The sequence below is a fragment of the Profundibacter sp. genome (assembly GCF_965277155.1).
Classification (GTDB): Bacteria; Pseudomonadota; Alphaproteobacteria; order Rhodobacterales; family Rhodobacteraceae; genus Profundibacter.
On sequence record NZ_CBDIBV010000010.1, the window covers coordinates 443,120 to 465,758 of the forward strand.

Consider the following 22,639-nt stretch of genomic DNA (forward strand, 5'->3'; position numbering starts at 1 on the left):
ATAACTCAACCCGCTCGGAGGTGCCTGAAATCAATTTCCACCACTTTCGAGACACAACCCGTTAATCCTGCAAATCTCTATCACCAAACAGCTTATCATAAAGACCTCTGCATGAGGCCATGGCTTTCGGTTGAAGCAAGATTTCGGCCGCCCACCTTGCGCCCCTGCGGGTCCGGCGGACAGACGGGTGGCGGGGTTTGGGGCTATGCGATTGCGGGGGTTTGCGGGTTGAGGGTGATCCTGTTTGCGGCCTTGAGCAGGTTTTGCGCGATGGCGGCCATGACCATCTGGGCATGCACCCTGGCGCGCCCGAAATATCTCGCCCGCTGCAGGCCGAAGAGGCGTTTCATCGTGCCGAAAGTCTACTCGATGCGGAAGCGGCGTTTCGAAATCAGCCGGTTGAAGCGTTTCTCCGATTGCCGCAGGGGGCGGCCGCGCGCTGCCTTGCGCAGGATGCCGTCGCGGTATTTGCCGCGCAGCATCTGGCGGTTGGCCTTGCTCGCATAGGCCTTGTCGGCCAGCACCCGCTGCGCCTTTGCGCCCGCGATCATGGTGGCGAATTCGGGGCTTTCGGCGGCATTGGCGGGCGTGGTGTGCACCTTGTCGATAAAGCCCTCTTCGTCGCAGCGGGCAAAGCCCTTGTAGCCGAGCGTGCTCTTGCGGCCCTTCTTGACCCAGCGGGCATCAGGGTCGGCGCTGAAATGCAGCTGTGCCCCGTCGGGTGAGACCTCGGGCGGATCATCCGGCGTCCCTTCCCTTGCCCCGTCCTCTGCCCGGTCCTGCGGGGCGTCGATATGGGTGCGCGGGCGCGCCGCCGCCGCGATCAGGGTCGCATCAATGATCGCCGCCTCAGCCTCTTTCAGCTTCAGCCCATGCGCCTCGATCTGGCGGCAGACCTCGGCCAGCAGCTCATCGTAAACGCCACCCCGGACCAGCGCATTGCGGAACCGGCAGTGGGTCGTCTCATCCGGCACCGACGCGTGCAGATCGAGCCCGCAGAACAGCATGAAATCCAGCCGCACCTTCAAGGCCCGCTCCAGCTTCGGGTCGCTCAGCCCGTGCCACTGGCCAACCAGAAGACACTTGAACAGAACCAGCGGATCATAGCCCTGAGGCCCGATCCCCGAGCGCCCCAGACCGCGCCGCAGGATCGGCAAAAACGAGTTCCAATCCATCAGCGCGTCGATCTTCGACAGAACGTCATCCGCGCCGATCCGTGCCGCCGCTTCGTGCAGGAAAAGGTCCATCTATTCACCCCAGAGATTTCCCGGCTAGCTTACCAAAACGGCCAACCCGGGGGAATCCCGATGTTATGCAGAGGTCTTTTAGGGAGACACCCAATGCCCCTCAAGATATTCTGGACTCCGGACGGCATCACGCTTGACAGTATCCGCGACAAACGCCTTGTCGACATTTCCGACGGCGACACCCCGAACATCCGCATGAATGTGCGCATGTTGTCGATTGATACGCCCGAAAAACGCCCCACCGGCAAGATCCGCAACAAGGACGAATTGCAGGCAATGTTTCAGGAGGTCGCCACATGGATCGAAACCGGCGATTCCCCGGTAAACGCCAACCTCGCCGCCCATCTTGTCCCCCGCCTGAAACGTGGTGATGCCGTGGCCAACCATCTGGCCCAGGGCGCCCAAGCCACCGCGGCCCACGAAGCGCTGGTTGATACCAAACTGCGTCGCCCCACCGGCTCCGTGCGCCCGCTGTTCGTACGTGTGGCAGATCAGCGGTTCGACCAATACGGCCGCTTGCTGGCCTATGTCGCCCCCAGCTATTCCGCCAAGGAACGCCGCACCATGACCCGCCGCCAGCGTGCCACCTTCAACTTTCTGATGATCGAAAACGGCTGGGCCGCGCCCTTTATCCTGTTCCCCTCGATCCCCGGCGAAAAGGATTTGCCAATGGTGCAAGAGGCCGGACATGATGCCGTCACCCAAAGCAAAGGCGCATGGGCCGACGACAGGTTGCTGACCGGATACGAATTTCGCAGTTGCGAACGCCTTGCAGCGCTGAAAAAGAAACTGAACGGGCGCAGCAAGCTAAATCGCGGCGAATGGTTCGGCTGGATCCACCGCTATTGTGCCGATATGTCAACCGGCACGCTCTATGCGCCACAAGACTACTGCCTTGTCGCGCCGGAAAACCGGATATTCATCTGGCAAGACGACGTGCGCCGCGCGGTGGCCGAGTTGAACCTGACACCTTCGGATGCACTGATTGGCGCCTGATATCATTGTTCCCGAAATATCCCTGCCGAAAGGCATAAAAGTTATGCCATCCACGTGACCTGATGCACATGCGCACCCGCCGTGGCTAGCACCCGCTCCTCGCCGCCCGGCCACAGGCGCAAGGTCAATCGTGGCCCCGCATCGCTGTCCTGCTCGAACGCCAGCCACGCCAGCGGTGCGTCCTTGGTCGCCAACCGCCCTGCCGCTTCCATCCGCGCCCTGATCCGCGCTTTTACCTCGTCCGGAAAATACTGATAGGCGATGGAATGGAACAGCACCCGCACCACACCCGTTTGCGGTGCCTCGTCTATTTCCGCCTCGACCCAATCCGCCGCATCCATTGCGGCCATCTCGGGCGGATCACTTTTTGCTATCTCCAGCGCCGCATTGATCCGCTCGACCCTGAGCGGCTGATCCGGCCAGATATAGGCCCGCAACCGTTCGCGATGCGCGGGGTTTGACACATCCAGCGGGCTGCGATCACAGCCCTTGCGCCGCACAATCACCGGCTCGACCACCGGCGCTGGCGCCCCGCTCCATTCGGGCGACAATATCACGCCTGATTGCGCATCCCCCAGCTGCGCCGCGCCCAACTGATAGGCAAAATGATCGGCAAACAGATTCAACCCGCCACTGGCCCCCACCTCGTACAGCGCCAAAGGCAACCCTGTTTCCTGTGCAATAAAACACATCCCCGGATATAAAACGCCCGAGCGCGCTACCTCGTTGGTTTGCGGCGGGAAATCCAGCCAGCTGCAAATCTCCTCGTCCACCTCCCGAATAGCCGCCAGCGCCGCCGCCACCAACACATCCCCCTCAGGCAAAGGGTTCGGCGGATAACAGGCCGCCAGTTCCGGCACCCTGCCCCGCATAACAAACGCATTCAGCGCCCCGGCCAGCCGCAACGCCACCGCATCCTTCAGCGCATCCGCCTGCCCGTCCCAGCGCAGCACCCGCCGTCCTGTGGCCGTGCTGTGGTCCAGCCGTTCCGCCAATCCCGCCACCAGTCGCGCGGTCAAGGGCGAGCCCAAAACCTCGCACCACTCGGCCTGCTTTACAAATGTCGCCCTGATCTCGTCTTCGCTTTGCATCACGCACCTCCTTTCTCCGACCATACCCCATCCCGCCTTCTTCTTGCAGCAAATACCTTCGCCGAAGGCCGGCGAGCCCCGTCAGGGGCGAGCCCTGGTCGGCAAAGGGCGCAGCCCTGCCGAAATCACTAAATCGCAATTGTCCCCGCATCCAAGGCAGGCTATTGTCCCGACATGAACATTCTGGACAAAATCAAAGCCTACAAGCTGGAAGAAATCGCCAGCCGCCAACAGGCCACCCCGCTCGCCGATCTCGAATTCCGCGCCAAAGCGGCCGAAGACCCGCGCGGCTTTGCCAAGGCGCTGATGCACGCCGCCCATGACGGTTACGGATTGATCGCCGAAATCAAAAAGGCCAGCCCGTCCAAGGGTCTGATCCGCGAGGATTTCGATGTGCCCGCACTGGCCCAGGCCTACAAGGATGGCGGTGCAACCTGCCTGTCCGTCCTGACCGACACCCCCAGCTTTCAGGGCACCGACGAATACCTGACGGCTGCGCATGACGCCGTGGACCTGCCGTGTCTTCGCAAGGATTTCATCTATGACCCCTATCAGGTGGTCGAATCCCGCGCGCTGGGGGCCGATTGCATCCTGCTGATCATGGCCACACTGGAAGATGCGCAGGCCGCCGAGCTGGAACAGGCCGCGTTTGAGTGGGATATGGATGTGCTGATCGAGGTCCATAACGAGGACGAGCTGATGCGCGCCTCCAACCTGAAATCCCCGCTGATCGGCATCAACAACCGCAATCTGAAAACCTTCGAAACCACGCTGGACACCACCAAAACACTGGCCAAACTGGTGCCGGCAGACCGCACCATCATTTCGGAATCCGGCCTGAACACGCCCGAAGACCTTGCGGAACTGGCCCAATACGGCGCGCGCTGTTTCCTGATTGGCGAAAGCCTGATGCGGCAGGATGATGTCGCCAAGGCCACCCGCACCCTGCTTGCCAACCCCTTAATGCCCGAAGGCATGTAAATGTCCGACCTGACCCACTTTGACGCCCGCGGCGACGCCCATATGGTCGATGTCTCGGAAAAACCCGTCACATCGCGCACCGCCATCGCCCGCGGCCACGTCAGAATGACGCCTGAAACCTATGCCATCATGACCGATGGGTCCGCCAAAAAGGGCGACGTGCTGGGCGTTGCCCGACTGGCCGGCATCATGGGAGCCAAGCAAACCAGCAACCTGATCCCGCTGTGCCACCCCCTGCCGATCACCAAAGTCGCGCTGGACCTGACACCGGACCCCGACCTGCCCGGCGTGGTGATTAAGGCGACAGTGAAAACCACCGGCCAGACCGGCATCGAAATGGAAGCCCTGACAGCGGTTTCCGTCGCGGGGCTGACCGTTTACGACATGCTGAAAGCCGTTGAAAAAACAATGGAAATCAGCGGGATACGCCTGACTATGAAAGAAGGCGGCAAATCGGGGCGGTTCGAGGCGGAATAATAATTAGGAGAATACTAATGTTGGTCGTCTTTGGGTTTGTAACATTTATAGTTTACAAGAGGTAGTGTCGCGAGTTTGGTGGAAATTCGAGGACGGCGTAATCTCCGGGTGCATCGAAGCCACCCAACCGGCGGCTGGAACCGCCAAGGAGATCACGCCATGACAAAGAATACAGCAACATCGACATCCGCGCTACTGGCCAATGAAGCAGGCTATGACCCGATTGAAGACCGGCTGCGCCAGAACATCCGCGCGACGATCGAGGCGGTTTTCGAAGAGGAGCTGGAGCAGTTTCTGGGCCGTTGCCGGTATGGCCGCAGCGGCGGGGCAAAGGCCGGATACCGCCACGGGCATCGCGAGCGGCAACTGGTCGGAACATTTGGAACCGAAACGGTGCGCGTGCCGCGTGCGCGGATCACAGGCGAGGCCGGCAAGGCCAGAGAATGGCGCTCGAAGGCATTGCCCCGCTACCAGCGGCTGACGAAGAAGGCCGAGGCGCTGATCGCTGCTGTCTACCTTTCGGGCACCAACACACGGCGGGTAAAACGCGCCCTGTTCGGCCTGTTTCAGGGGGCGGTCAGCAAGGATGTGGTGAGCCGCGCCTGGCGCAAGGTGAAGGTGGACTGGCAGGCGTGGTGCGCCCGCAGCCTTGCGGATGAAGACATCGTGCGGCTGATCCTGGACGGCACCGTGATCAAAACGCGGATTGACAGGAAGGCCACCAATATCTCGGTTCTGGCCGCGATTGGCGTGCGCCGGGATGGGCAGAAGGTCTTGTTATCACTGATGAACATGGGCGGCGAAAGCACCTCCGCCTGGCGTCAGTTCATCAACGATCTGGATGCGCGCGGGTTGAAACGGCCCGAATTTGTCATCGTGGACGGGGCACCGGGACTTGAGGTCGCTCTCATTGCCCTCTGGGGTGAAGATCTGCCGATCCAGAGGTGCACGGTGCACAAGCACCGCAACCTTCTGGCCAAGGCACCCAAGCGTATGCATGATGAGTTGACAGAAGATTACCGCGACATGATCTACGCCAAAACACCCGAGGAAATCGCCACCCGCCGCAAGGCATTTCTGCGAAAATGGCGGCTGAAATGCAAGGCCGTCGCTGACAGCTTGGAAGAAGCAGGAGATAAGCTTTTCACCTTCACGCGTCTGCCACAAGGCCAGTGGAAATCGGCCAGAACAGAGGTGGTCGCGGAAATTCGGACCAGTTGTTAAGGTGGATCGACTTATGAGAAAGACGATTCAAAATGACGAAACGAAAGAACCATTCTCCCGAATTCAAAGCCCGCGTTGCGCTTGAAGCAATCCGCGAGGAAATGACGATGGCGGAGCTGTCGAAGAAGTATGGTGTGCATCCAACCCAGATTGGCACATGGAAACGAGCAGCGATTGAAAACATGGCCACGGCATTTTCCAGACGGGGCCGTGATCCTGATCGGGTTGATGAAGCCCAGATTGAGAAGCTGCACTCCAAGATTGGTCAGCTGGTCGTGGAACGGGATTTTTTAGCCAACGCCTCGCAACAGTTGCTCGGGAAGCGAGGCAAAAAATGGTGAGCCGTGAGCATGATCTGAGTGTGCGACGACAATGCGGGCTACTTTCTCTGGCGCGCTCGAACCTGTATTACCAGCCAAAAGGCGAAAGTGCTGAAAATTTGCGGTTCATGACAATAATCGACAAGCAATTCTTGCAGACGCCGTGGTATGGATCACGGCAAATGGCCCGGCACATGCAGCGCCAAGGTTACAAGTGTGGTCGCCACAGGGTCCGCCGTTTGATGCGGCTGATGCGGTTGGTTCCGATCTACCAGACGCCCAACACGAGCAAGAAACATCCGCAGCATAAGATCTACCCGTATCTGCTGCGAGACCTGACGATTGATCGTCCAAACTGTGAATCGGCGTGCAAAACTGACCCACTTGGGTGGGTTATGAGCGAGTAAAATTGACCCACCTGTTTCGTTAACATCCGCGCAAAATTGTGCGGAGGAAAGAGCAGGTGATATTGATGGAAAGCGTATCGAAGATCCGGCGCTGGGTGCTGGTTGAAGGGCGCAGCATCCGGTCTGTGGCGCGGGCGACGGGACTGTCGCGGAACACGATCAAGAAGTATTTGAAGGACGAGAATCCGCCGAGCTACCAGCGCCATGCGCCGCCAGTTCGGCACAAACTGTGCAATGGGTTTGATCTTCGGCTGCAGGAACTGTTTGATCAGGACTCGAGGCGACCACGCCGGGAGCGGCGGACGGCCCAGAAGCTATACGAGCAGCTTGTGGCAGAGGGCTATACCGGGTCCTATTCGCCGGTTCAGCGTTTTGTTCGTGAGTTGAAGCGCGCCGGGGCCTGTTCGGGAGATGCGTTTATCCCGCTGCATTTTGCGGCGGGTGACGCGCTGCAATTTGACTGGAGCGAAGAACGGGTCGTACTGGGTGGTGTCGAGCAGAAGGTGAAGGTCGCTCATTTCCGCCTGTGTCACAGCCGCAAGCCTTTCGTGATTGCCTATCCCGGTGAAGCCCAGGAGATGGTGCTGGATGCTTTCGTGCAGGCGCTGTCCTTTTACGGAGGCGTTCCGCGCAGGGTGATCATCGACAACCCCAAGACCATGGTGACCTACGTTTCGCGCTCGAAGGAGCGGATATTCCATCCCCGGTTCCTGGCCTTGATGAACCACTATGTGATGGAGCCGGTGGCCTGCACGCCCGCTGCGGGCTGGGAGAAGGGACAGGTCGAGAACCAGGTCCAGTTCTTGCGGGGCCGGTTGTTCGTTCCCGAACCGGCCTTTGATGATCTCGAGGCGCTGAACGCGTGGCTGCGTCTGCGTTGCGAAGATCTGGCAGAGCGTCCCCATCCCGAGCAGCAGGATCGCACGATTACCGAAGTGTTCGAAGACGAGCGCGCCGAACTGCGCCCCCTGGGTCGGGCCTTCGACGGCTACGTGGAAAAGACCGTCCGTGTCCGCTCCACCTGCCTGGTTCAATATGCCAGCAATCGCTACAGCGTGCCCTCCCGCTTTGCCGGGCATCATGTGTCGCTACGCGCCTATGCCGGCCGGATCGTGGTGGTCTCCGGTCAGGATGTGATTGCCGAGCACAGGCGTCATTTTACCCGCAATATCAGCTATTTCGAGCCCTGGCATTACGTTCCCCTGCTGGACCGCAAGCCTGGTGCCCTGCGCAATGGCGCCCCCTTTGTGGGCTGGGAACTGCCCGAGGCCATGCATCGGATCAGGGAACATTACATGGCTGGTAAAGGCGGGGATCGGGAGTTCGTCGACCTGCTCCTGCTGGCACAGGATCACGGGATCGAGGTGGTCGAGACGGCCTGCAATCTGGCGGTGGCACAAAACACCCTGCGGCTGCCCGCCATCATCAATCTGATCAACCAGTTGGTGGAACCGGTCATCACACCGCTCAGCGATGCCTGCGCTTATCCGCAGCTGACCTTGCGGCCCGAAGCCGATTGCAAACGCTATGAGACCCTGTGCTCGGCTGAGGAGGTTGCCGTATGAATGCCTTGATCGACCAACTGACAGCCCTCAGGTTGCATGGAATGGCAGCTTGCGCCCATGATCTGCTGTCCGCGCGCAAGCCGCCAAGTCTGACCACAGCGATAAGGCAACTGATCGACGCCGAGACTGTAGAGCGCCGGGTGCGCTCCATCCAGTATCAAATGAGGGTTGCGAAGTTCCCCCATCACAAGGACTTCGCCACCTTCGATTACAGCGCCGCCGCCCTCACCCAGGCCCAGATCGAACCATTCTGCACCGGCCAGTTCACAGAGGAGGCCCATAACCTCATCCTGGTGGGCGGAACCGGCACGGGCAAAACCCACATCGCCATCGCGCTGGGAACGACGCTGATCAACAACGGCAAGAAGGCGCGCTTCTTCAACGCCGTCGATCTGATCAACGCCCTGATCAAGGAACAGGCCGACGGCAATGCAGGGAAGATCATCCGGCAGCTCTCGGCTTTGGACTGCGTCATCATCGACGAGCTGGGCTACATCCCGTTTCCCAAATCCGGTGGCGCGTTGCTCTTCAATCTGATCAGCAAGCTCTACGAGAAGACCAGCATCATCATCACAACCAACCTTGAGTTCGGTGAATGGGTCTCGGTCTTCGGGGATGCCAAGATGACAGAGGTGGTCGCGGAAATTCGGACCAGTTGTTAAGGTGGATCGACTTATGAGAAAGACGATTCAAAATGACGAAACGAAAGAACCATTCTCCCGAATTCAAAGCCCGCGTTGCGCTTGAAGCAATCCGCGAGGAAATGACGATGGCGGAGCTGTCGAAGAAGTATGGTGTGCATCCAACCCAGATTGGCACATGGAAACGAGCAGCGATTGAAAACATGGCCACGGCATTTTCCAGACGGGGCCGTGATCCTGATCGGGTTGATGAAGCCCAGATTGAGAAGCTGCACTCCAAGATTGGTCAGCTGGTCGTGGAACGGGATTTTTTAGCCAACGCCTCGCAACAGTTGCTCGGGAAGCGAGGCAAAAAATGGTGAGCCGTGAGCATGATCTGAGTGTGCGACGACAATGCGGGCTACTTTCTCTGGCGCGCTCGAACCTGTATTACCAGCCAAAAGGCGAAAGTGCTGAAAATTTGCGGTTCATGACAATAATCGACAAGCAATTCTTGCAGACGCCGTGGTATGGATCACGGCAAATGGCCCGGCACATGCAGCGCCAAGGTTACAAGTGTGGTCGCCACAGGGTCCGCCGTTTGATGCGGCTGATGCGGTTGGTTCCGATCTACCAGACGCCCAACACGAGCAAGAAACATCCGCAGCATAAGATCTACCCGTATCTGCTGCGAGACCTGACGATTGATCGTCCAAACCATGTGTGGTGCGTAGATATCACCTACATTCCGATGCAGCGCGGGTTCCTCTATTTGGTCGCGATCATGGACTGGCACAGCCGCAAGGTTTTGAGCTGGAGATTGTCAAACAGCATGGAGGCAGATTTTTGCGTTGAAGCCCTGAAAGAGGCTATGGCCAAATACGGCAAGCCCGATATCATGAACAGCGACCAGGGCAGCCAGTTCACCGGGTTTGAATGGACGCAGGCGCTGAAAGAAGCCGACGTGAAAATCTCGATGGATGGCAAAGGTCGCTGGGTCGATAACCGGATGATCGAGCGGCTTTGGCGATCCTTGAAATACGAATGCATTTACCTCAACGCATTTGAAACGGGTTCGCAGACCCGCGCCGGGATCGGGAAATGGTTGGCTTACTACAACACCGAGCGCCCGCATTCCACCCACGGAATATTGACCCCGGATGAAGCCTATGACAGAAAAACAAAACCAATGAGTTTGGCAGCCTAAATGAAACCCTGATCCATCTTAAACTGGCTGCTGACTGGTCAAAAAAGTGGGACCACCTCTCCCGAACGGATCAAGTCAGTGACATTACATTGATGCCTCGATACCTGAAAGACTACGTCACGGAGTTCAACTTTCTGTTTCATCAAATTTATAAATGCGCTCACGCCCAGATCGAGTGTGATGAAAATCATGATTGCTACTACAACTTTGGGAACAATGCCCGCAAGTTTCTTGAAGCATTCTTGTACTACAAATACCCCAATGCCGTAGAAAAAGATGACAAGTTAGCGCGTTTTTTCGGAGAAGATGCATTGGCTGCGTCACTAACTGATCGCATCAACAATGAGTTTTCCCATTTAGCGGGTGTATTTGAGAGAAGTGTTTTACCTATTGATGTTCCAGAGATGAAGACCACAGCAAACTTCATTCTGCAGAAAATCAAGGAAAAGGACCCAGATCAGTTTTCGGCCCTACTTCAAAGTATCGGCGTGACTGAAGAACCTGCTGAAGAACCCCAAGCAGCAGTGGAGGCTCAATGAAAATCCTCCACACATCAGACTGGCATTTAGGCCGCTCCCTTTACGGCCGGAAACGCTATGAGGAATTCACTGCGTTTCTGGATTGGTTGGCTCAGACCATTGAAGAGGAAAAGGTTGATGCCCTGCTTGTTGCCGGTGATGTGTTTGATACAAGCACGCCCAGCAACAGGGCGCAGGAGCTCTACTATCGTTTCCTCTGCCGCGTTGCCGCATCCTGCTGCCGTCATGTTGTGGTAGTTGCTGGAAACCATGATTCACCGTCATTTCTGAATGCCCCGAAAGAGCTGCTAAGAGCGCTGAATGTGTATGTGGTCGGCTCGATGACCGAAGCCTTGGAGGATGAAGTCTTTATTCTTCACACAGACGATAAGCCGGAGGCTATTGTCTGCGCTGTGCCGTATTTGCGGGACAAGGATATCCGCACAGTCGAACCGGGAGAAACGATCGACGATAAAAACGCCAAGCTCGTTGAAGGACTGAAAAACCATTACGCGGATGTTTGTGCTATTGCGGAGCAGAAACGAGCCGAATTCAAAAGCGCTGGGCATGATGGAATCCCCATCGTTGCCATGGGCCACCTGTTCACGGCAGGCGGTAAGACCGTTGATGGTGATGGTGTCCGGGAGCTTTATGTGGGATCGCTGGCACATGTCGGTGAGGAGGTTTTTCCCTCGTCAATTGATTATCTGGCTCTTGGCCATCTGCATGTTCCTCAGGCTGTCGGTAGCGCGGAGCACATCCGCTATTGTGGTTCGCCCATTCCGATGGGCTATGGCGAGGCGACTCAGGAAAAGAAGGTTGTGCTCATAGAGTTCAACAGCACCACGCCAGATATCCAAGAGCTCCCCGTTCCCTGTTTTCAGGAGCTGGTCCGCATTGTCGGTTCGCTGGATGATATCCATGCGAAGTTGGAGGAGCTCAAAAAGGAAGATAGCGCTGCATGGCTTGAGATTGAATACACCGGCAGCGACATCATCGGCAACTTGCGCGAGATGCTCGACGAAGCTATGGCCGACTCAGCCATGGAAATCAGGCGGATCAAAAACCGGCGTGTCATGGATCGGGTAATCAATGCGATCAACGAAGATGAAACCCTTGATGATCTGGATGCCGGGGATGTTTTTACCCGCTGTCTGGATGCCTTTGAAGTGCCGGATGAAGACCGGGAGGAAATGACTGTCTCCTATAACGAAATAATCAAGGATTTGATGGAGGAAGATATAAATGCCGAATAAACCAAAGAAAGAACCACCTTCAAATCCTGAAGACCACGGATTGGAACCCGCCAAAGGACAGTTTCTGATTTATCAGGCTGAAGATGGCAAACTAAAGCTGGATGTACGGTTTGAGAATGAATCGGTATGGCTTTCACAAAGGTTGATGGCCGAGCTCTTTCAGAAAGATGTCAGGACCATAAATCACCATATACAAAGCATTTACGAGGAAGGGGAGCTTGATCCAACCCCAACTATCCGAAAATTTCGGATAGTTCAAATGGAAGGCAAGCGACAGGTTGCCCGTATGGTGGATTTTTACAATCTGGATATGATTATTTCGGTGGGTTACCGAGTGAAAAGTCATGTGGCTACCCGTTTCCGTATCTGGGCAACACAGAAACTGACAGAATTCATCAGAAAGGGATTTCTGCTGGACGATGAGCGCCTGAAAAATCCAGACCAACCCTTTGACTACTTTGAGGAGTTGGAACGACGGATTCAGGATATTCGTACTTCGGAGCGTCGTTTTTATCAGAAAATCACAGACATCTATGCCACCAGTATCGACTATGATCCGACGCTGGATATCAGCATTGGATTCTTCAAGACCGTCCAGAATAAAATGCACTGGGCCATAACGGGTCAGACGGCAGCAGAAATCATCCACTCCCGGGTAGATGCAGAAAAGCCCAATATGGGGCTTACTAATTACCGTGGAGCCAAAGTCCGCAAACAGGATGTGATAATTGCTAAAAACTACCTGAGCGAAGAGGAACTGGCTGCGCTCAACAATCTTGTGGAGCAATATCTGATTTTTGCCCAGGGACAGGCCATGCGTCGGATTCCTATGTATATGTCGGATTGGATCAAAAAGCTGGATAGTTTTATGACCCTTAATGATCGGGATATCTTAACCCATGCCGGTAGAATCTCCCATGAAATGGCTAAGCAGCTTGCAGAAGGTGAATACGAAAAGTTTCATGCCAATCGTTTGAATGAATCCACTAAAAGACTCAGCGACTTTGATAAAGCCGTGAAACAAATCGAATCCTCCAGAAAGAAGGGAGGAAAGGATGGGCAATAACCTTTTGTACATTTCGGAGAGGTGGTCGCGGAAATTCGGACCAGTTGTTAAGGTGGATCGACTTATGAGAAAGACGATTCAAAATGACGAAACGAAAGAACCATTCTCCCGAATTCAAAGCCCGCGTTGCGCTTGAAGCAATCCGCGAGGAAATGACGATGGCGGAGCTGTCGAAGAAGTATGGTGTGCATCCAACCCAGATTGGCACATGGAAACGAGCAGCGATTGAAAACATGGCCACGGCATTTTCCAGACGGGGCCGTGATCCTGATCGGGTTGATGAAGCCCAGATTGAGAAGCTGCACTCCAAGATTGGTCAGCTGGTCGTGGAACGGGATTTTTTAGCCAACGCCTCGCAACAGTTGCTCGGGAAGCGAGGCAAAAAATGGTGAGCCGTGAGCATGATCTGAGTGTGCGACGACAATGCGGGCTACTTTCTCTGGCGCGCTCGAACCTGTATTACCAGCCAAAAGGCGAAAGTGCTGAAAATTTGCGGTTCATGACAATAATCGACAAGCAATTCTTGCAGACGCCGTGGTATGGATCACGGCAAATGGCCCGGCACATGCAGCGCCAAGGTTACAAGTGTGGTCGCCACAGGGTCCGCCGTTTGATGCGGCTGATGCGGTTGGTTCCGATCTACCAGACGCCCAACACGAGCAAGAAACATCCGCAGCATAAGATCTACCCGTATCTGCTGCGAGACCTGACGATTGATCGTCCAAACCATGTGTGGTGCGTAGATATCACCTACATTCCGATGCAGCGCGGGTTCCTCTATTTGGTCGCGATCATGGACTGGCACAGCCGCAAGGTTTTGAGCTGGAGATTGTCAAACAGCATGGAGGCAGATTTTTGCGTTGAAGCCCTGAAAGAGGCTATGGCCAAATACGGCAAGCCCGATATCATGAACAGCGACCAGGGCAGCCAGTTCACCGGGTTTGAATGGACGCAGGCGCTGAAAGAAGCCGACGTGAAAATCTCGATGGATGGCAAAGGTCGCTGGGTCGATAACCGGATGATCGAGCGGCTTTGGCGATCCTTGAAATACGAATGCATTTACCTCAACGCATTTGAAACGGGTTCGCAGACCCGCGCCGGGATCGGGAAATGGTTGGCTTACTACAACACCGAGCGCCCGCATTCCACCCACGGAATATTGACCCCGGATGAAGCCTATGACAGAAAAACAAAACCAATGAGTTTGGCAGCCTAAATGAAACCCTGATCCATCTTAAACTGGCTGCTGACTGGTCAAAAAAGTGGGACCACCTCTCGGGTCTTTCGTGGTTCAAAAAACAGTTTGAGGTTTTGGCCTTATGAAGATACTTGAACTCAGATTTAAGAACCTCAACTCCCTCTATGGTGAATGGGTCATAGACTTCACCGGTCCCGAATATGTTTCCAACGGCATCTTTGCTCTGACTGGTCCGACCGGTGCGGGAAAGTCGACAATTCTTGATGCTATCTGTCTGGCCCTGTATGGAGCTACGCCTCGCCTTGGAAAAATCACCAAGAGCGGCAACGAGATAATGTCTCGCCAGACCGGTGAATGCTATGCCGAGGTTCTGTTTGAATCCCAGGCTGGCCGATTCCGCTGTCACTGGGAACAGCGCCGGGCGCGGAAAAAGGCTGAAGGCAATCTGCAGGATCAGGAGCACCAAATTGCGGACGATACTACGGGCAAGCCAATCGAAACCAAGAAAAGCCTTGTCGGTGGAGTCATTGAGGAAAAAACCGGGATGGACTTCGACCGTTTCACCCGCTCAATTCTACTGGCACAGGGAGGCTTCGATACCTTCCTCAAGGCTGACGTTGAGCAGAAGTCCAAGATACTCGAGCAGATCACCGGCACCGAAATTTATTCAGAAATCTCACGCCGGGTTCATGAACGCCAGCGTGATGAGCGGGAAAAACTGAATATCCTGAACGCTAAAACATCAGGTATCGTGATTCTGGAGCCGGAGCAAGAAAAGGAAATTCAAGACGAGCTTACGTCCAAGCAGAAGCAGGAGACGGAGCTTACTGGTAAATCAACCGAAACAGGCAAAGCCATCACATGGCTGACCACTATTGAGGGCCTGCAAAAGGAGATCCTTAGTCTTACGGATGAAGCCGCCAAACTAAAGACCGATACCGAGGCATTCAAACCGGAACGGAGCAAACTTGAACAGGCTATCAAGGCCGCCTCACTTGACGGAACATACGTGAGCGTAACATCCCTCCGTAAACAACAGGCTGACGATCAGACCTCCCTGAAAACGGATGAAGCCACACTTCTGGAGCTGGAAACATCAGCAAACACACAAGCTGAGTCTCTCAAAGCTTCTGAACAGCTCACCCAAAAAACCAAAGAGGAACTGAAAACAGCAACCCCGTTGATCCAGAAAATCCGGTCGATTGATCAAAAAATTGCCGAACAGACAAAGGCTGTTTCAGAAGGCGCTGATGTCTGTACCAAGGAATCCGGAAAGATTGAGACCGACAAGCAGGCTCGGGTGAAGGAACAGGAAAAACGGACTGCCGCAGAGAAAACGCTGGAGGCGGTTGAGCTATACCTTAAAGAAAATGCACAAGATGAATGGCTGATCAGTGGGCTCGCCGGAGTTGAAGAACAGTTCAGCAACCTACTCACCAAGCAACAGGAGCTCACGCAGAAAGAAACCGCTTTAATAAAAGCCGATACGGCCGTAACAGATGCCGCAAAGAAACTGGAGGCAGCCTCCAAGCAATGTGGGCTCAAAAAACAGGAACTGGAGTCAGCTGCTAAAGATCTTCAGCAAGGTAAGGATGCTCTAAGCGAATTACTGGGCGACAAACTGCTCCGGGAATATCGCACCGAGAAGGAAACCCTTCTTCGTGAGATGGCTTTCATCAGGAAAATCGTGGAGCTTGAAGACCACCGGGCCAAACTGGAAGACGGCAAGCCCTGTCCACTCTGCGGATCAAACGATCATCCCTTTGCCGAGGGTAATGTTCCGGCTCCAGATGAAATCGAACAAAAGATAGAATCGCTGACCAAGTTGATCGACAAGGCCGATGAACAGGAAGCCGCCATCAAAAAACTGGAAAAGGCGGAAACGGCTGCCCGCCAGAATCTGAATGACAGCGAAAAGCTGGAAACCGAAGCGACCAATGACAAGAAGGCCGCAGAAAAAACGCTCGCTGAATTGAAGGATGCCCTCACAAAACTTCGGACCGGCTTTGATGAGATCAAGCTGGCGGTTTCCGGGAAACTTCAGCCACTTGGCATTACTGACATACCGGAGACAGAGGTCGAGTCACTGCTCGAATCCCTCAGGTCACGACTGAAGTCATGGCAGGAGCAGGTAAAACAAAAGACCGACATCGAAAAACAGATTGCCGACATCGACAGCGAGGTGAAGCGTCTTGATGCCGTGATTGATACGCAGGTCAAAGCTCTGTCTGAAAAACAGGAAACTCTTGAACGGCTCAAAAAGCAACTGGCCGACGGAACAGAAGAGCGGAAGCAATTGTATGGCGATAGAAAGCCTGATGATGAAGAAGGCCGACTGAACAAAGCCATTGCCGATGCCGAAAAGGCCGAGAAGAAAGCCAGAGACCTGAACACCGAGCTGCAGCAGAAACTGACAACGGCCAAGACCCATGTTGAATCCCTCAAGAAGCGCATCGAGCAAAGAACACCTGAACTGAAAAAAGCAGAAACTGACTTTTCAACTGCTCTGACTCCGGCAGGCTTTGCAGATGAGAAATCATTCCTCGAAGCCAGACTCTCACAGGAAGATCGGGAATCTTTATCTTCCCGGGCCAAGGAGCTCGATGATGCGGGAACTGAGCTCAAAGCTAAACAGAAAGACCGGGAGACGCGTCTGGCCACGGAGATCGCCAAGGGTCTTCGACCCGTGTATATTGAGCTTAATGCTTTGAAAATAAACGATGTTACTTTGGTTAATCAGGAAGCGGATAAAAAGAAAGACGGGCTTCCATCCACGGACAAGACACTTGAGGAACTGGAACCGCAGCTCAAAGAATTTGAAGAGTCCTTGAAAACACTGCGCGATGCCATTGCCGGAATTAAGCACAAGCTAAATGAAAATACGGCAGCCAAAGAGCGGATAAAGGAAAAGCAGTCCGCCATCGAAGCTCAGAAGAAGGAGTGCCATCGTTGGGAAAAGCTGCATGGCCTCATCGGTTCGGCGGATGGTAAAAAGTACCGTAACTTTGCTCAGGGATTGACCTTTGAGTTGATGGTTTCCCACGCCAACCAACAGCTGGAAAAAATGACCGACCGCTACCTGCTGATCCGCGATGAACATCAGCCTTTGGAGCTGAATGTCGTTGATAATTATCAGGCCGGTGAAATCAGATCGACCAAGAACCTGTCCGGTGGTGAAAGCTTTATCGTCAGCCTGACGCTGGCATTGGGGTTGTCGAAAATGGCCAGCCGGAAAGTCCGCGTGGACTCCCTGTTCCTTGATGAGGGCTTTGGTACCTTGGATGAAGAAGCACTGGAGACTTCTCTGGATACATTGTCCGGGCTTCAGCAGGACGGCAAGCTGATCGGAATCATTTCCCACGTATCTGCAATGAAGGAAAGAATCAGCACCCAGATAAACATCACACCTGTATCCGGCGGCCGCAGTTCACTGTCCGGCCCGGGTTGCACAAAGCTGGGAGGTCAGGAAAATGGCTGATTCCCGCAAACAAAAGCTGATCGACCTTGGTGCAGAAACTCTCACTGATGCGCTCCTGAATCTTGCAGTACACTCCGACGAGGCCGATGATCTCATTGAACAGCTGATTGCCACGCCCAAAGAGAACGTTCAGCGGTTCAAGCAGAAGCTCTCCAGCCTGAAAAATTCACGGCGGTTTGTTGACTGGCGGGGCGCTGCCAGCTTTTCCCGGGAGCTTGAAATGCTGCTACAGGACTTAAAATCCGGCGTGGATGATCCGCTTTCCGGTGTTGAACTGGTGGCGGCGTTTTATGAAGCCGACAATACCATTTTTGAGATGTGTGACGACTCCAGCGGGAATATTGGCGATGTCTTCCGCTATGATGCCAAAGAGCTGTTTGTGGACTATGCCTCCCGTTGTGGCAACAAAGAGAAAATTGCGGACATCATTCTCAAGGTAAATAAAAAGGATAACTACGGCATCCGGGATACCTTGATCGATTGCGCTGGAGAGTGCCTGCCTGAAGAGGTTATTCGTACAATGATTGCCGAACTTCAGAAGTGGGTCGATAAAGAAAAGGATGAATACGGCAAACGTCATCATTTGATTCTTATTGAATCATTGGCCCGGCAGATCAAGGATGCCAAGTTGTTTGAAAAGACCCGCATAGCGTCTTGGGAAAAGTTGAATTCTGCCGCACTTGTCGACATTGCCCGTGTTTATCTGGAAAGCGGTGATGTGGAAACCGCCCATTCCTGGCTAAAAAAGATTCCAGAAGGCGAGACCTTTCAAGCATATGAACGGGATAAGCTGTTGGAAGAAATCTACCACAAGCAGGGTGATTCTGAAAAATTGACGGAGCTCCTGTCCCAGAAATTCAAATCCTATCATTCCACCGACACCCTACAGACGCTTCTGGATGTCATCGGTCATGATAAGCGGGATGAAGTTGTTTCTGATGAGGTTGAACAAATTCTGAAAGCAGACAGACTTTGGGAGTCTGATGCTGAATTTCTGATTGCAATCGGAAAGATAAATGAGGCCGAAGTCTATCTTCTGGCACGTGCTGACCAGCTTGATGGAAACCATTATGGCTGTTTGCTTTCACTGGCTGAGGCCATGGAATCGGAAAACCGACATCTCGCTGCCAGCCTGCTGTATCGTAGCCTGCTTGTCTCCATTCTGGAGCGTGGTTACACCAAAGCCTATCCCCATGGCATCCGGTATCTGAAGAAGCTGGACAAGCTGGCGGCAGGTATTTCTGACTGGAAAGAATTTAACCCACACGAAGTTTTCAAAAAGCAGATCATTGAGGCACATGGTCGCAAACGAAGCTTCTGGTCAAAATATGAGGTAAAGAAATGAAGGAACGATTTTATGGTAGTGTCGCGAGTTTGGTGGAAATTCGAGGACGGCGTAATCTCCGGGTGCATCGAAGCCACCCAACCGGCGGCTGGAACCGCCAAGGAGATCACGCCATGACAAAGAATACAGCAACATCGACATCCGCGCTACTGGCCAATGAAGCAGGCTATGACCCGATTGAAGACCGGCTGCGCCAGAACATCCGCGCGACGATCGAGGCGGTTTTCGAAGAGGAGCTGGAGCAGTTTCTGGGCCGTTGCCGGTATGGCCGCAGCGGCGGGGCAAAGGCCGGATACCGCCACGGGCATCGCGAGCGGCAACTGGTCGGAACATTTGGAACCGAAACGGTGCGCGTGCCGCGTGCGCGGATCACAGGCGAGGCCGGCAAGGCCAGAGAATGGCGCTCGAAGGCATTGCCCCGCTACCAGCGGCTGACGAAGAAGGCCGAGGCGCTGATCGCTGCTGTCTACCTTTCGGGCACCAACACACGGCGGGTAAAACGCGCCCTGTTCGGCCTGTTTCAGGGGGCGGTCAGCAAGGATGTGGTGAGCCGCGCCTGGCGCAAGGTGAAGGTGGACTGGCAGGCGTGGTGCGCCCGCAGCCTTGCGGATGAAGACATCGTGCGGCTGATCCTGGACGGCACCGTGATCAAAACGCGGATTGACAGGAAGGCCACCAATATCTCGGTTCTGGCCGCGATTGGCGTGCGCCGGGATGGGCAGAAGGTCTTGTTATCACTGATGAACATGGGCGGCGAAAGCACCTCCGCCTGGCGTCAGTTCATCAACGATCTGGATGCGCGCGGGTTGAAACGGCCCGAATTTGTCATCGTGGACGGGGCACCGGGACTTGAGGTCGCTCTCATTGCCCTCTGGGGTGAAGATCTGCCGATCCAGAGGTGCACGGTGCACAAGCACCGCAACCTTCTGGCCAAGGCACCCAAGCGTATGCATGATGAGTTGACAGAAGATTACCGCGACATGATCTACGCCAAAACACCCGAGGAAATCGCCACCCGCCGCAAGGCATTTCTGCGAAAATGGCGGCTGAAATGCAAGGCCGTCGCTGACAGCTTGGAAGAAGCAGGAGATAAGCTTTTCACCTTCACGCGTCTGCCACAAGGCCAGTGGAAATCGGCCAGAACGACAAATGCGATCGAACGCCTGAACGAGGAATTCCGCCGCCGCATCAAGACCCAGACCGTGCTGCCATGCGCCGAGACCGTGCCGATGCTGCTTTGGGCTCTGATGGCCTCGGGGCAGATCGTCATGCGAAAGGTCGATGGCTGGGAAACGCTCGCTCAGCCCGTCGCCGACGCAACCCTTGACCAAGCCGCCTGACCGGCGCATAACTCAACCCGCTCGGAGGTGCCTGAAATCAATTTCCACCACTTTCGAGACACAACCGATTTTATCTACTGAAAATACAACTGCTTGATATCGAACCGGCAATATGGCGTCGCTTTGTGGTGCCAGCCAGCATCACGCTGGATCGGCTGCACGATGTGATTCAGATTGTCATGGGCTGGACCGACAGTCACCTGCACGAATTTACCATTGGGAAAAAACGCTACACCGAATATCCGGAATCCAAAGAAGACGGGTTGGTATGTGGAAAATACCGGCTTGGAGATTTGATCAAACAGAAAGGCCGAACATTCAGTTATCTGTATGATTTCGGGGACAGCTGGGAACATGAACTTCTCTTGGAGGAGAACCGCTATTTCAATCCTGAATTGAGAACGGAGCTGGCCTGTCTTGAGGGTGAACGGGCTTGTCCACCTGAGGATGTGGGTGGTGTACCCGGTTACTTTGAATTCTGCAACGCCCTGAAGGATCCGAGCCATGAAGAGCACGAAAGCTATATGGAGTGGTCCGGAGGCGATTACGATAGTGAACAATTTGATTCCGACTCGGTAAATTGGGAATTGATGAAATACCTCAGAGGTGGTCGCGGAAATTCGGACCAGTTGTTAAGGTGGATCGACTTATGAGAAAGACGATTCAAAATGACGAAACGAAAGAACCATTCTCCCGAATTCAAAGCCCGCGTTGCGCTTGAAGCAATCCGCGAGGAAATGACGATGGCGGAGCTGTCGAAGAAGTATGGTGTGCATCCAACCCAGATTGGCACATGGAAACGAGCAGCGATTGAAAACATGGCCACGGCATTTTCCAGACGGGGCCGTGATCCTGATCGGGTTGATGAAGCCCAGATTGAGAAGCTGCACTCCAAGATTGGTCAGCTGGTCGTGGAACGGGATTTTTTAGCCAACGCCTCGCAACAGTTGCTCGGGAAGCGAGGCAAAAAATGGTGAGCCGTGAGCATGATCTGAGTGTGCGACGACAATGCGGGCTACTTTCTCTGGCGCGCTCGAACCTGTATTACCAGCCAAAAGGCGAAAGTGCTGAAAATTTGCGGTTCATGACAATAATCGACAAGCAATTCTTGCAGACGCCGTGGTATGGATCACGGCAAATGGCCCGGCACATGCAGCGCCAAGGTTACAAGTGTGGTCGCCACAGGGTCCGCCGTTTGATGCGGCTGATGCGGTTGGTTCCGATCTACCAGACGCCCAACACGAGCAAGAAACATCCGCAGCATAAGATCTACCCGTATCTGCTGCGAGACCTGACGATTGATCGTCCAAACCATGTGTGGTGCGTAGATATCACCTACATTCCGATGCAGCGCGGGTTCCTCTATTTGGTCGCGATCATGGACTGGCACAGCCGCAAGGTTTTGAGCTGGAGATTGTCAAACAGCATGGAGGCAGATTTTTGCGTTGAAGCCCTGAAAGAGGCTATGGCCAAATACGGCAAGCCCGATATCATGAACAGCGACCAGGGCAGCCAGTTCACCGGGTTTGAATGGACGCAGGCGCTGAAAGAAGCCGACGTGAAAATCTCGATGGATGGCAAAGGTCGCTGGGTCGATAACCGGATGATCGAGCGGCTTTGGCGATCCTTGAAATACGAATGCATTTACCTCAACGCATTTGAAACGGGTTCGCAGACCCGCGCCGGGATCGGGAAATGGTTGGCTTACTACAACACCGAGCGCCCGCATTCCACCCACGGAATATTGACCCCGGATGAAGCCTATGACAGAAAAACAAAACCAATGAGTTTGGCAGCCTAAATGAAACCCTGATCCATCTTAAACTGGCTGCTGACTGGTCAAAAAAGTGGGACCACCTCTCCACATCCTTGCTGACCGCCCCCTGAAACAGGCCGAACAGGGCGCGTTTTACCCGCCGTGTGTTGGTGCCCGAAAGGTAGACAGCAGCGATCAGCGCCTCGGCCTTCTTCGTCAGCCGCTGGTAGCGGGGCAATGCCTTCGAGCGCCATTCTCTGGCCTTGCCGGCCTCGCCTGTGATCCGCGCACGCGGCACGCGCACCGTTTCGGTTCCAAATGTTCCGACCAGTTGCCGCTCGCGATGCCCGTGGCGGTATCCGGCCTTTGCCCCGCCGCTGCGGCCATACCGGCAACGGCCCAGAAACTGCTCCAGCTCCTCTTCGAAAACCGCCTCGATCGTCGCGCGGATGTTCTGGCGCAGCCGGTCTTCAATCGGGTCATAGCCTGCTTCATTGGCCAGTAGCGCGGATGTCGATGTTGCTGTATTCTTTGTCATGGCGTGATC

20 protein-coding genes and 2 pseudogenes are annotated in these 22,639 nt (G+C 54.8%); 18 read left to right on the forward strand and 4 right to left on the reverse strand.

What is annotated here, in order from left to right:
* Nucleotides 1-203: 203 nt before the first annotated feature.
* Entirely contained in the window at nucleotides 204-350 is a 147-nt protein-coding gene (locus ACQY4M_RS10075) for a hypothetical protein (protein WP_428542396.1), read from the reverse strand.
* 12 nt (nucleotides 351-362) lie between these two features.
* Entirely contained in the window at nucleotides 363-1,247 is an 885-nt protein-coding gene (locus tag ACQY4M_RS10080; RefSeq protein ID WP_428542399.1) for an IS5 family transposase, read from the reverse strand.
* A gap of 93 nt (nucleotides 1,248-1,340) precedes the next feature.
* Between ACQY4M_RS10080 and ACQY4M_RS10085 the strand changes: the two genes are divergently transcribed.
* Nucleotides 1,341-2,243: a thermonuclease family protein gene (locus ACQY4M_RS10085; protein WP_428543620.1), complete on the forward strand. Its 903-nt coding sequence runs from the start codon at nucleotides 1,341-1,343 to the stop codon at nucleotides 2,241-2,243.
* Nucleotides 2,244-2,284: 41 nt separating this feature from the next.
* Here ACQY4M_RS10085 and ACQY4M_RS10090 read toward each other — a convergent pair whose 3' ends face one another.
* Nucleotides 2,285-3,334 (reverse strand): DUF2332 domain-containing protein, encoded by a 1,050-nt coding sequence (locus ACQY4M_RS10090; protein WP_428543622.1) that lies wholly within the window; start codon nucleotides 3,332-3,334, stop codon nucleotides 2,285-2,287.
* A 174-nt stretch (nucleotides 3,335-3,508) separates the two neighbouring features.
* On the opposite strand from ACQY4M_RS10090, the gene trpC reads away from it, so the two are divergent.
* The 17 genes and pseudogenes from trpC (at nucleotide 3,509) to ACQY4M_RS10175 (ending at nucleotide 22,137) form a co-directional block, all read left to right on the forward strand.
* Nucleotides 3,509-4,315, forward strand: a complete 807-nt coding sequence (gene trpC / locus ACQY4M_RS10095; protein WP_428543624.1) for an indole-3-glycerol phosphate synthase TrpC — start codon at nucleotides 3,509-3,511, stop codon at nucleotides 4,313-4,315.
* On the forward strand, nucleotides 4,316-4,792 hold the full coding sequence (moaC, locus tag ACQY4M_RS10100) for a cyclic pyranopterin monophosphate synthase MoaC (protein WP_428543626.1): 477 nt from the start codon (nucleotides 4,316-4,318) through the stop codon (nucleotides 4,790-4,792).
* A gap of 159 nt (nucleotides 4,793-4,951) precedes the next feature.
* A pseudogene (locus tag ACQY4M_RS10105) lies at nucleotides 4,952-5,983 on the forward strand (IS256 family transposase); the annotation flags it as partial.
* Nucleotides 5,984-6,048: 65 nt separating this feature from the next.
* The gene (locus ACQY4M_RS10110; RefSeq protein ID WP_428543476.1) at nucleotides 6,049-6,357 is read left to right on the forward strand and encodes a transposase; all 309 of its coding nucleotides are present in this window, start codon (nucleotides 6,049-6,051) and stop codon (nucleotides 6,355-6,357) included.
* Nucleotides 6,351-6,743 carry an IS3 family transposase gene (locus ACQY4M_RS10115; RefSeq protein WP_428543628.1) on the forward strand — a complete coding sequence of 131 codons (393 nt, stop codon included), beginning with the start codon at nucleotides 6,351-6,353 and terminating at the stop codon, nucleotides 6,741-6,743. The genes ACQY4M_RS10110 and ACQY4M_RS10115 overlap by 7 nt, the downstream gene beginning before the upstream one ends.
* A gap of 65 nt (nucleotides 6,744-6,808) precedes the next feature.
* Nucleotides 6,809-8,308 carry an IS21 family transposase gene (istA, locus tag ACQY4M_RS10120; RefSeq protein ID WP_428539289.1) on the forward strand — a complete coding sequence of 500 codons (1,500 nt, stop codon included), beginning with the start codon at nucleotides 6,809-6,811 and terminating at the stop codon, nucleotides 8,306-8,308.
* Complete coding sequence (gene istB, locus ACQY4M_RS10125; RefSeq protein ID WP_428543630.1) at nucleotides 8,305-8,970, forward strand: IS21-like element helper ATPase IstB; 666 nt, start codon at nucleotides 8,305-8,307, stop codon at nucleotides 8,968-8,970. The genes istA and istB overlap by 4 nt, the downstream gene beginning before the upstream one ends.
* Nucleotides 8,971-9,002: 32 nt before the next feature.
* A protein-coding gene (locus ACQY4M_RS10130; protein ID WP_428539245.1) for an IS3 family transposase occupies nucleotides 9,003-10,135 on the forward strand; the annotation gives its coding sequence in 2 pieces (ribosomal slippage) (nucleotides 9,003-9,255 and nucleotides 9,255-10,135; 1,134 coding nt in all).
* A gap of 23 nt (nucleotides 10,136-10,158) precedes the next feature.
* Nucleotides 10,159-10,674 (forward strand): AAA family ATPase, encoded by a 516-nt coding sequence (locus tag ACQY4M_RS10135; protein ID WP_428544482.1) that lies wholly within the window; start codon nucleotides 10,159-10,161, stop codon nucleotides 10,672-10,674.
* Nucleotides 10,671-11,909, forward strand: a complete 1,239-nt coding sequence (locus ACQY4M_RS10140; RefSeq protein ID WP_428543632.1) for an exonuclease SbcCD subunit D C-terminal domain-containing protein — start codon at nucleotides 10,671-10,673, stop codon at nucleotides 11,907-11,909. Before ACQY4M_RS10135 ends, ACQY4M_RS10140 begins: the two co-directional genes overlap by 4 nt.
* On the forward strand, nucleotides 11,899-12,975 hold the full coding sequence (locus tag ACQY4M_RS10145; RefSeq protein WP_428543634.1) for a virulence RhuM family protein: 1,077 nt from the start codon (nucleotides 11,899-11,901) through the stop codon (nucleotides 12,973-12,975). Before ACQY4M_RS10140 ends, ACQY4M_RS10145 begins: the two co-directional genes overlap by 11 nt.
* A gap of 83 nt (nucleotides 12,976-13,058) precedes the next feature.
* A protein-coding gene (locus ACQY4M_RS10150) for an IS3 family transposase (RefSeq protein ID WP_428539245.1) occupies nucleotides 13,059-14,191 on the forward strand; the annotation gives its coding sequence in 2 pieces (ribosomal slippage) (nucleotides 13,059-13,311 and nucleotides 13,311-14,191; 1,134 coding nt in all).
* Between the two features lie 103 nt (nucleotides 14,192-14,294).
* Nucleotides 14,295-17,651 (forward strand): AAA family ATPase, encoded by a 3,357-nt coding sequence (locus ACQY4M_RS10155; RefSeq protein ID WP_428543636.1) that lies wholly within the window; start codon nucleotides 14,295-14,297, stop codon nucleotides 17,649-17,651.
* Complete coding sequence (locus tag ACQY4M_RS10160; protein ID WP_428543638.1) at nucleotides 17,644-18,996, forward strand: tetratricopeptide repeat protein; 1,353 nt, start codon at nucleotides 17,644-17,646, stop codon at nucleotides 18,994-18,996. The genes ACQY4M_RS10155 and ACQY4M_RS10160 overlap by 8 nt, the downstream gene beginning before the upstream one ends.
* A gap of 113 nt (nucleotides 18,997-19,109) precedes the next feature.
* Entirely contained in the window at nucleotides 19,110-20,336 is a 1,227-nt protein-coding gene (locus tag ACQY4M_RS10165) for an IS256 family transposase (RefSeq protein WP_428539582.1), read from the forward strand.
* Between the two features lie 125 nt (nucleotides 20,337-20,461).
* Nucleotides 20,462-20,989 carry a plasmid pRiA4b ORF-3 family protein gene (locus ACQY4M_RS10170; RefSeq protein WP_428541861.1) on the forward strand — a complete coding sequence of 176 codons (528 nt, stop codon included), beginning with the start codon at nucleotides 20,462-20,464 and terminating at the stop codon, nucleotides 20,987-20,989.
* A gap of 15 nt (nucleotides 20,990-21,004) precedes the next feature.
* Nucleotides 21,005-22,137 (forward strand): IS3 family transposase gene (locus ACQY4M_RS10175; protein ID WP_428539245.1). Its coding sequence is split into 2 segments (ribosomal slippage): nucleotides 21,005-21,257 and nucleotides 21,257-22,137, totalling 1,134 coding nucleotides; the frame shifts between segments, so codons are not numbered across the junction.
* A 61-nt stretch (nucleotides 22,138-22,198) separates the two neighbouring features.
* Here the strand turns inward: ACQY4M_RS10175 and ACQY4M_RS10180 are convergent.
* A pseudogene (locus ACQY4M_RS10180) lies at nucleotides 22,199-22,630 on the reverse strand (transposase); the annotation flags it as partial.
* Nucleotides 22,631-22,639: the final 9 nt, after the last annotated feature.